This is a genomic window from Streptomyces sp. NPDC041191 (genome assembly GCF_055591945.1).
The window spans coordinates 27,167-36,209 of record NZ_JBVIZC010000020.1 but is presented as its reverse complement, the minus strand read 5'-3'; the positions used below and the strand labels follow the sequence as shown (position 1 = coordinate 36,209).

At 73.5% G+C, this 9,043-nt stretch carries 10 protein-coding genes; 4 read left to right on the top strand and 6 right to left on the bottom strand.

The genetic code is table 11. The annotated features are described in order from the left end of the window. Positions 1 to 105: 105 nt before the first annotated feature. The 3 genes from ACZ6AQ_RS28340 to ACZ6AQ_RS28330 form a co-directional block, all read right to left on the bottom strand. Positions 106 to 1,269, bottom strand: a complete 1,164-nt coding sequence (locus tag ACZ6AQ_RS28340) for an oxygenase MpaB family protein (RefSeq protein WP_468763561.1) — start codon at positions 1,267 to 1,269, stop codon at positions 106 to 108. Positions 1,270 to 1,330: 61 nt separating this feature from the next. Further along, positions 1,331 to 2,380, bottom strand: a complete 1,050-nt coding sequence (locus ACZ6AQ_RS28335; RefSeq protein ID WP_468763559.1) for a polyprenyl synthetase family protein — start codon at positions 2,378 to 2,380, stop codon at positions 1,331 to 1,333. After that, positions 2,373 to 2,657: a polyprenyl synthetase gene (locus tag ACZ6AQ_RS28330; protein WP_468763558.1), complete on the bottom strand. Its 285-nt coding sequence runs from the start codon at positions 2,655 to 2,657 to the stop codon at positions 2,373 to 2,375. Before ACZ6AQ_RS28330 ends, ACZ6AQ_RS28335 begins: the two co-directional genes overlap by 8 nt. A 271-nt stretch (positions 2,658 to 2,928) precedes the next feature. Here ACZ6AQ_RS28330 and cynR point away from each other — a divergent pair, with 271 nt between their 5' ends. Then, positions 2,929 to 3,837: a transcriptional regulator CynR gene (gene cynR, locus ACZ6AQ_RS28325; RefSeq protein WP_468763556.1), complete on the top strand. Its 909-nt coding sequence runs from the start codon at positions 2,929 to 2,931 to the stop codon at positions 3,835 to 3,837. Between the two features lie 75 nt (positions 3,838 to 3,912). On the opposite strand, the gene ACZ6AQ_RS28320 is transcribed toward cynR, so the two are convergent. From ACZ6AQ_RS28320 to ACZ6AQ_RS28310, 3 genes are all read right to left on the bottom strand, one after another. After that, positions 3,913 to 4,305, bottom strand: a complete 393-nt coding sequence (locus ACZ6AQ_RS28320; RefSeq protein WP_388699842.1) for a VOC family protein — start codon at positions 4,303 to 4,305, stop codon at positions 3,913 to 3,915. Then, positions 4,302 to 4,595 carry an ArsR/SmtB family transcription factor gene (locus tag ACZ6AQ_RS28315; RefSeq protein WP_468763554.1) on the bottom strand — a complete coding sequence of 98 codons (294 nt, stop codon included), beginning with the start codon at positions 4,593 to 4,595 and terminating at the stop codon, positions 4,302 to 4,304. The genes ACZ6AQ_RS28320 and ACZ6AQ_RS28315 overlap by 4 nt, the downstream gene beginning before the upstream one ends. A 169-nt stretch (positions 4,596 to 4,764) precedes the next feature. Continuing rightward, complete coding sequence (locus ACZ6AQ_RS28310) at positions 4,765 to 5,340, bottom strand: TetR/AcrR family transcriptional regulator (protein WP_468763552.1); 576 nt, start codon at positions 5,338 to 5,340, stop codon at positions 4,765 to 4,767. Between the two features lie 191 nt (positions 5,341 to 5,531). Between ACZ6AQ_RS28310 and ACZ6AQ_RS28305 the strand changes: the two genes are divergently transcribed. The 3 genes from ACZ6AQ_RS28305 to ACZ6AQ_RS28295 all read left to right on the top strand — a co-directional run bounded on the left by ACZ6AQ_RS28305 (position 5,532) and on the right by ACZ6AQ_RS28295 (position 8,885). Further along, positions 5,532 to 6,545 carry a zinc-binding dehydrogenase gene (locus ACZ6AQ_RS28305; protein ID WP_468763550.1) on the top strand — a complete coding sequence of 338 codons (1,014 nt, stop codon included), beginning with the start codon at positions 5,532 to 5,534 and terminating at the stop codon, positions 6,543 to 6,545. Between the two features lie 223 nt (positions 6,546 to 6,768). Then, positions 6,769 to 7,569, top strand: coding sequence for an alpha/beta fold hydrolase (locus ACZ6AQ_RS28300; protein WP_468763549.1), 801 nt, complete (start codon positions 6,769 to 6,771; stop codon positions 7,567 to 7,569). Further along, positions 7,569 to 8,885, top strand: a complete 1,317-nt coding sequence (locus ACZ6AQ_RS28295) for a PP2C family protein-serine/threonine phosphatase (RefSeq protein ID WP_468763547.1) — start codon at positions 7,569 to 7,571, stop codon at positions 8,883 to 8,885. The genes ACZ6AQ_RS28300 and ACZ6AQ_RS28295 overlap by 1 nt, the downstream gene beginning before the upstream one ends. Positions 8,886 to 9,043: the final 158 nt, after the last annotated feature.

The window sequence follows — 9,043 nt, the reverse complement described above, 5'->3', positions numbered from 1 at the left end:
ACACCCACCGCCACGCATAACCCCCACACACCAGCACACCAGCACGCCCGGCGGCTCCCCTCCCCACAGGACGGGAACCACCGGGCGTACCCGTGCCCCCGTCCGTCAGGACGTGGGGGCGGGGGCCGGCGGCGTCCACCGGTGGGTACGGGGTACGCCGTCGGAGACGCCGAAGTCCTTCTTCAGGTGCTCGGGGATGGCGTAGTGCATGACGCGGCCCCGGGTGAGGGAGGACAGTTCGAGGACGGTGGTGAGGTGGCCGAGGCGGTCCAGCGCCCAGGCGCCCAGCGGTGATCCGTCCTCGATGGACTCCAGGACGCCCAGCAGACCGGGTACGGCCTTGACGACGCCGTCCCACGCGGTGCGGGGGACCTGGAGCCAGTCGGCGCAGGTGTCCCCGATCAGGTAGCGGATGAGGGCCGAGACGATGGGGTCGAAGAAGGTGCCGGGGACGACCTCCTCGTAGAGGTCGATCAGCTGGCGGGTCAGACGGGCACCCTCGTCGGAGGGGCCCATGTGGCGGATCATGTACAGGTCGAGGAACTGCCGCGCCTCCTCCAGGGTCCCGGGGGCGGCGTCCTGGTCGACGCCGAGCATGGCGCCGACCACGCGCCAGGCGTAGAAGTACGCCTCCGCGCCCTCGACCGACATGTGGATGCCGAGCCGGTGCAGGCTGTCGAGGACGAGCAGGGAGAAGAACATCTGCCCGCCGATCAGGTCCTCCTGGCAGATCGGCGTCCCGAGCGCGGCGGTGTCCCAGAGACCCTCCCGCTTCAGGTGGTGGCGGATGGAGGCGTGCAGCAGGCGGACCTTCTGCGCGGCCGGGACGAAGCGGCCGCCGGCCTCGAAGGCGTCGGGCCGCATCAGGTAGACGGTGAACTGGCCGGTCTCCGCCATCCGCTTCGACGGATAGTTCAGGCCGTGGGTGGCCGACAGCAGCTTCGCCACGTGGGGGACGACGTAGCAGGCGGGCATGGAGGCGAAGGACAGCGCGGTGGAGATGTGCACGTTGTTGTCGATGAAGAACAGCCGCGCCTTCTCCATCTCCGTCCAGTCCACCCAGTCCGGCGGCACACCGGTGGTCCGGAGGTATTCGCGGGCGACGTCGGGCAGACCCTCGGGCAGGGGAGCGCCGGTGGTGGAGACGTAACGCATCAGCGCGTTGAACCTGCCCACCTCCCCCCGCTCGAACAGCGTGGCCACGACGGCGTCGGCGAGCTCGTCGCCCGACTGGCGCAGGGCGTCCATCGACGCCCGGGTGTGGATCATCAGACAACGTCCTTCTCTGCGGGCCCGCACGGCGGCACCTGGCGCCGCGCGGGGGAGGGGGTCAGTGCCGGCGGTCGGTGGCCGACCGCGCGAGATCGCTCAGCGCCCGCCGGGCGTGCGCGGGCACGTCGAGTCCGGTCAGGACGCGAAGGGCCTCCCGCACGCGCGAGCCGATCATCTCCTCGACCCGTTCGGGTGCTCCGAGGTCCACCAGCAGCTCCCGGAAGCGGATCAGGTGCCGGTGGTCGGCGTCCCGGCGCCCCAGCAGGTCCCGCAGCCGGTCGCGCTGCGCGGGCGTGGCGGCTCGCCACGCCTCGGCCAGCAGGGCGGTGGGGCGGTTGCCCCGGATGTCGTCCAGACCGGCCTTGCCGGTGCGCTCCGGTTCGCCGAACAGGCCCAGCAGGTCGTCGCGGAGCTGGAACGCCTCCCCGAGCGGCAGCCCGTACGCGGACAGCCCGTCCCGCAGGCGCGGCGCGGCCCCGGCGAGCAGACCGCCGATGAGCAGCGGGTGCTCGACGGTGTACTTGGCGGTCTTGTAGCGGATCACCTTCAGGGAGGCGTCCGTGTCCGGGAGGGTGCCGGTGCGCAGGATCTCCAGGCACTCGCCCGCGATCAGGTCGCGGGCCAGGTCCGCCCACAGCGGCCGGGCGCGCGCCAGGTAGGCGGCGGGCAGGCCGCTGGTGGCGAACAGCTGTCCCGCGAGCGCCATCAGGTGGTCACCGACCAGCATGGCCAGCGACCGGGCGCCGGCGCGCTCGCGGGGCCGCCCGGCCAGCGGGGTGCGCAGGGCGACGTGGACGGTGGGCCGGTGGTGGCGCAGCGGGCTGTCGTCGATGAGGTCGTCGTGGACGATCGCCGCGGCGTGCACCAGCTCCATCGAGGCGGCGGCCCGCAGGAGGGCGTCGCTGTCGGGCTGCCCCGCCGCCCGCCAGCCCCAGTAGCAGAACGCCGCCCGCAGCCGCTTCCCCTGTCCGGCCGCGCACCGCAATTGTTCCGCGACGGGTTCCAGGAGGCCGTCGATCGCGCACAGGCGCTCGGCCTCCTCCGTCAGGAGGGTGCTCAGGACGGCGTCGACGCGCGCCCTGAAAGCGGCCGGCTCCTGGTCAGACATCGTCGCCGGCGACCGCGCGCCGGGTGAGCACATGCTGGGCGAGCACCTCCAGATGCGCCGGGGGCGCGGCCGTGTACCGGTCCAGGACGAGCCGGCCGCGGGCCATCAGGTCCTCCTCCGCCTCCCGTACCAGGTCGGCGCCGTCGGCGCGGCGCAGCAGCCGCCGGAGCGTTCCGGCGGCCGAGCCGACGGCGCTCACCGCCAGATCGGCCAGGCCCGCCGCGAGCAGGACCGCCTGCTCGTCGAGGCGGCGGTCCGGTCGTGAAGCCGGCGTCATACTCTGAACCCCCAGGATCGCGTGTTCGGACGGGGGCGCCGGTGCGGCGCCGCTGTCCCGATCATGGAGCCGCCCCGCCGCGTACTCGCCGGGTGCGTGCCCTCCGTACCGCAACGAGTGACACGGGGAACGCCTGTTCCGGTCCGTGCTCACCGGCCTCCCGGTGAAGCCGGCCGCGCGGTCGGACGGGACCCGCCCTGCGCGACCTGCGTCTATAGGGTCGATGAGTTGGCGCGCCTTCCCTTTATCGCTCCCGTCTACAGTGGATCTCATGGCCGCTCCGGAACTGCGTCACCTGCGCTATCTGCTCGCCGTCGCCGAGCACGGCAGCTTCACCCGCGCCGCCGAGGACCTGCACATCTCCCAGCCCACGCTCTCCCAGCAGGTCAAGCAGATGGAACGGGGCCTGGGCGTACAGCTGCTGGACCGCACCGGCCGTACGGTGCGCCTCACCGACGCCGGTGCCGTCTACGCCGATCACGCCCGCCGCGCGCTGCGCGACCTGGCCGCCGCCGAACGCGCCGTCCACGACGTCCAGGACCTCTCGCGCGGCGACCTGCGCCTGGGCGTCACCCCCACCTTCACCGCCTACCTCGTCGGCCCGCTCACCGCCGAACTCCACGCCCTCCACCAGGGCGTGGACCTGGTTCTGACCGAGACGACCCAGGACCGTGTCGAGGCGGCCCTGCTCGCGGACGACCTCGACCTCGGCATCGCCTTCGCCGGAGCCCACCTGCCCGGTGTCGCCGCGATGCCGCTCTTCACCGAGACCCTCGGTCTCGTCACCGCCACCCTCCCCTCCCGGACGGGGCCGGATCCTCTGCCGGTACGGGCCCTGGAGGACACCCGGCTCGCCCTCCTCAGCGGCGACTTCGCCACCCGGGCCCACATCGACGCGTACTTCGCCCGGCACCGGATCGCCCCCCGCGTCGCGGTCGAGGCCAACTCCGTCCAGGCCCTCGTCGAGATCGTCCAGCGCACCTCGCTGGCCACCGTCCTGCCCGACGCCGTCACCCATGACCACCCCCGCCTCACCCCCGTCCCCCTCGACCCGCCCCTGCCGTCCCGCACGGCCACCCTCCTGCACCGCGAAGGCGCCTACCGCGGTGCCGCCGCCCGCGCCTTCACCGAGCTCGCCCACCGCCACGTCCGCGCCCGCGGCTACACCCCGCCCCCGTGATCCGCGGGGCGGGGTTCCGTCGGGAGGGGGTCGCGGTCACCCGCGTCGGCGGGCGGCCCGACCGTCCGGCCCGGGTCAGCCGTTGTGCTGGACGATCTGGACGAGGTTGCCGCAGGTGTCGTCGAACACCGCGGTGGTGACCGGTCCCATCTCGGCCGGTTCCTGGGTGAACTCCACGCCCTGCCCGCGCAGTCGGGCGGCCTCCGCGTGCACGTCGGCGACCTCGAAGGAGGCGGCCGGGATGCCGTCCTCGAACAGCGCCCGCTTGTACGGCGGGACCGCGGGGTGGCCGGAGGGCTCCAGGAGCAGCTCGGTGCCCCCGGGGTTCTCGGGCGAGACGACGGTCAGCCACCGGGCGCCGCCGCCGAGCGGGATGTCGTTCTTCTTCACGAAGCCGAGCACCTGGGTGTAGAAGCGCTCGGCCTCGCTCTGGTCGTCGACGAACACCTGCGTCATGTAGATCTTCATGTTCCGGTCTCCGGTGTGCGGGGCCCGAGCCAGCGGGTGGCGATCTGCTCAAGCGGTTCGGGGGTGAGGTCGTGGAACTTGCGGCGGCCCTCGCGCCGCGTCCGTACGAGGCCGGCGGCCTCCAGGACGGCGAGGTGCTGACTGATCGCCTGGCGTGACGACCCCAGCCCGTGCTTCGTGGACAGGCGCGCGCAGATCTCGAACAGCGTCTGGCCGTTCCGTTCCGTCAGCTCGTCGAGGATCGTCCTGCGGGTCGGGTCGGACAGTGCTTTGAACACGTCGTCTGCCACCCCTCCACCATAGGCAAGTGTTCGCTTGCCTATCGAGTCGGAAGCCGGCCGCCGTCGCGGCCGCCCGGGCCCTCCGGGGCGAGACCGGGCGCCCCGTCGCGCACGAAGGCGGCCCGGCGGCCCGGACCGGCACCGGGAGCGACGGGGGTGGGGGCGGGGCGGGGAGCGGTCAGGAGTCGAGGGGGGCGGGAGCGGCGTCGCCGGCCGGGCGGGGCTTCGGGAGCGCGCCGGCCAGAACGAGGTCGACGAGCCGTGCCGCGAAGTCCTCGTTCACCGGGGCGCCGCTGATGAGGGCGCGGGTGAACAGGGCGCCGCTGACGGCTTCGATGACGAGGCCCGGGTCGGTGTCCGGTGCGAGTTCGCCGCGCTCGACGCCCCGGCGCACCATGACGGCGCCGCGTTCGAGGCGCTCGGTCCAGTAGGGGAGCCGACGGTCCGGCAGGGTGCCGTCGCGTTCGGCGCTCAGCCGGAGCAGGGCCCTGCCCTGCTCCGTCGCGAGCAGTCGTGCCAGTGCGCCGAAATGGGCGGCGAGGTCGTCGTGGACGCGGCCGGTGTCGGGTACGGGCATCGCCGCGTCGAGCTGTTCGGTCAGCGCTTCCAGGATCAGGTTCTCGCGGGTCCCCCACCGCCGGTAGACGGAGGTCTCGTGGACCCCGGCGGCTCGGGCGACGGCGCCGACGGTGGTGCCGGCGAGTCCGTGCTCCGTCAGGACGTCCACGGTGGCGGCGAGGACGGCCGCGCGCATGCGGGTCCCTCGGCGGCGCAGAGGAGGCGGTGCGTTCCGGTCGGACGAGGTCATGGTCCAGCATAACGCAAGTCCACTTGCATTATGCGGCGGAGCGGGCGTACGTTTTATCGCAAGGTGACTTGCGTTGAAGGCGCCGAGTCCGGGAGAGGACCCGCGCCCCGGGGTCGCCGCGTCAAGGAGGTCATGTCATGGAGCAGATGCTCGCCGCCCGGCTGCACGTTCCCAGCCGCACCCTGCGGATCGAGGAGGTGGCGAAGCCCGTTCCCGGAGCCGGAGAGGTCCTGGTGAAGGTGGAGGCCGCAGGCGTGTGCCTGTCGGACGTCCACCTGATCGACGGCACTCTCTCGCCGATGCTGCTGGAGGGCGACACGGTCACCCTGGGCCACGAGGTGTCCGGCGTCATCGCGGAGACCGGGCCCGGCGTCACCCGCTGGACCCCGGGACAGCGGGTCGTGCTGTACGCGGGGGAGACCCGCGGCGGCGTCACGTACACCCGCGGCGTGGACTACGACGGCGGCTGGGCCGAGTACGCCCTCTCCGCCGAGACCGCCCTCACCGAACTGCCCGACGCCATCCCCTTCGACCAGGGCGCCATCATCCCGGACGCGGTCTCCACGCCGTGGGCCGCGATCACCGTCACGGGAGCCGTGCGGCCCGCCGAGGCCGTCGGCGTCTGGGGCGCCGGAGGGCTCGGCGTCCACGCCGTCCAGCTGCTGCGGGCCGTCGGCGCGTACCCCGTCGTCGCGATCGACCCCAACCCCGTCGCCCGCGAGCGCGCCCTCGCCCGGGGCGCGGACCTGGTGCTCGACTCCGCCGACCCGGCGCTGCGCGAACGGATCGGCGAGGCGACCGGCGGGGCCGGTCTCGCCGCCGCCTTCGACTTCGCCGGCGTGCCGGCCGTCCGCGAACAGGCCCTCTCGGTGCTCGGGCCCAAGGGCCGGCTGGTCCTCGTGGGCCTGACCGACAAGCCGCTGACCGTCACCGACGGCACCCGCTTCAGCTACCTCCGGCAGCAGATCCTCGGCCACTACGGCTCCGACATGCCGGTCGCGCTGCCGCAGCTGCTGGCCCTGCTCCAGGGCGGGCGGCTGGACTTCTCCGGGTCGATCAGCGGCGAACTCCCGCTGGCACGGGCCGCCGAGGCGGTGGAACGGCTGGAGAACAAGACCGGCGACCCGATCCGGCTGATCCTGCGCCCCTGACCGGACGAGGACGGGGCGGCGCCGCGTCCTCGTGTGCGTCGCGCCCTTCCGGGCCGGGTGTACGGCGTGCCGCCGTGACGCCCGGCCCTCCCGGTCGTGCCGCAGGAGGTCCGGGCCGCCCACGACGGCCGGCGACGGAGCCGCGGCCTCCCCGCCGTCCGGCGGGACGGCCCCGGAGGGACCGCGACCCGGGCGAACCGGACCGGATGGGAGGATGACGAGTGTGAACATTCGCAGCAGGAACAAGGTGACGGTGACCGGCCCGCCGGCCGGGCCGACGGTCGTGCTGGCCCACGGGTTCGGTTGCGACCAGAACATGTGGCGTCTGGTCGTCCCCGCCCTCGCGGAGCGCCACCGGGTGGTGCTGTTCGACTACGTCGGCTCCGGCGGCTCGGACCTGTCGGCCTGGAGCGAGGAACGCTACGGGTCGCTCGACGGCTACGCCCAGGACGTGGTGGACGTCTGCGACGAGCTGGACCTCGAGCGGGCGGTGTTCGTGGGGCACTCGGTCAGCGCCATGGTCGGCGTGCTGGCCGCGCGGGCGGCACCCGCCCGGATCGGATCGCTGGTCATGGTGGCCCCCTCGCCCCGTTACATCGACGACGCCGGATACCGCGGCGGCTTCGGCGCCGACGACATCGACGAACTCCTGACCTCCCTGGAGTCGAACTACCTGGGCTGGTCCTCCACCATGGCCCCGGTCATCATGGGCAACCCGGAACGGCCCGAGCTGGGACAGGAGCTGACCAACAGCTTCTGCGCCACCGACCCGGACATCGCGCGCGTCTTCGCCCGCACCACGTTCCTGTCCGACAGCCGCGAGGACCTGAAGGACGTGACGGTCCCGACGCTGGTGCTCGAATGCGCCCAGGACGTCATCGCCCCCCGCGAGGTCGGCGCGTACGTCCACGCCGCGATCCCCTCCTCCCGCCTGGTCACCCTGGACGCCACGGGCCACTGCCCGCAGCTCAGCGCACCGGAGGCCACCGCGGAAGCGATCCTGGACTTCCTGGAATCCCTGTGATGTGCAAGGTGGGCGAGGAGCCCGAGCGGCCGGGGACCGACACCGGCGCGGCGTTCATCGCCCTCCTGGAGGACAGCGCCGAGGAGCTGTACGAGTCCGCGCCCTGCGGGTACCTCTCGACGCTCCTCGACGGCACGATCGCCAAGATCAACACCACCCTGCTGGGCTGGCTCGGCAGGGAGCGCGAGGACGTGGTGGGACGGATGCGCTTCGCCGACCTGCTCACCGTCGGCGGCAAGCTCTACCACGAGACCCACTTCGCCCCCCTGCTGCGCATGCAGGGCAGCCTGAGCGGCATCGCCCTGGAGATGAGGACCGGCACCGGAACCCGGCTGCCGGTCCTGGTCTCCTCCGCCGTCAAGCACGGGGACGGGGGCGAGCCGCTGCTGATCCGCACCACCGTCTTCGACGCCTCCGACCGCCGCGCCTACGAGGAAGAACTCCTGCGCCGCAAACAGGACGCGGAACAGGCCCGGGCCGAGGCCGAACAGGCACGCGCGGAGGCGGAGGAGGCGCGCCGGCAGGCGGAGGCCGACCGGGCACGGCTCACCGACGCCCTGGCCGTGCTGCAGCAGTCCCTGCTGCCCTCCTCGCTGCCCGCCGTGCCCGGTCTGGAGACGGCCGTCCACTACCACACCGCCTCCGCGGACCGCCTCGGCGGCGACTTCTACGACCTGTTCCCCCTCGACGGCACCCGCTGGGGCTTCTTCCTCGGCGACGTGTGCGGAAAGGGCCCGCAGGCCGCGGCCGTCACCTCCCTCACCCGTTACACCCTGCGCGCCGCCGCCCTTCACGACCCGGAACCCGCCGCCGCCCTCGCCACGCTCAACACCGTCCTGTACGAGCGGTACGCCGCCGGCGGCGACCCCCGCTACTGCACCGCCGTCTTCGGCGTCGTCGACACCGGCGCCGACCCGGACCGTCCCGTCGTCCGCCTCGCCTCCGGCGGCCACCCCCCGGCCCTGGTCCTGCGGGCCGACGGGCGCGCCGAGTTCCTGCCCACCCCCGGCGGACTGCTCGTCGGCATCGTTCCCGACGCCCCCTTCGTCACCGCCGAGACCGTCCTCGCGCCCGGCGACACCCTCCTCCTCTACACCGACGGCCTGACCGAGGCGCGCACCGGACCTACCCGCGGCAGCCTGTACGGCGAGGACGCGCTGCACGCCTTCGCGACCGCCCACGCCCCCGCCGCCCCGCGGGAGGTGGTCACCGCGCTGACCGCCCTGCTGGACGGTTTCGGCGACGGCCTCGACGACGACACCGCGCTGCTCGCCCTCGGCGTTCCCGCCCGCCCGGCGACGAACGGCCGCCGATGAGCCCGCTGGACATCACCGGCCGGACCACCGCCGCCGGCCCCGTGGTCGAGGTCGCCGGCGAACTCGACCCCTCCCCCCCCCCCCTCCTTCGCCCGGGGGTGTAACAACTCGTTCCTTGGCCAGGGGAACGCCTGGGTCCCTACCCTACCGGGGTGGAA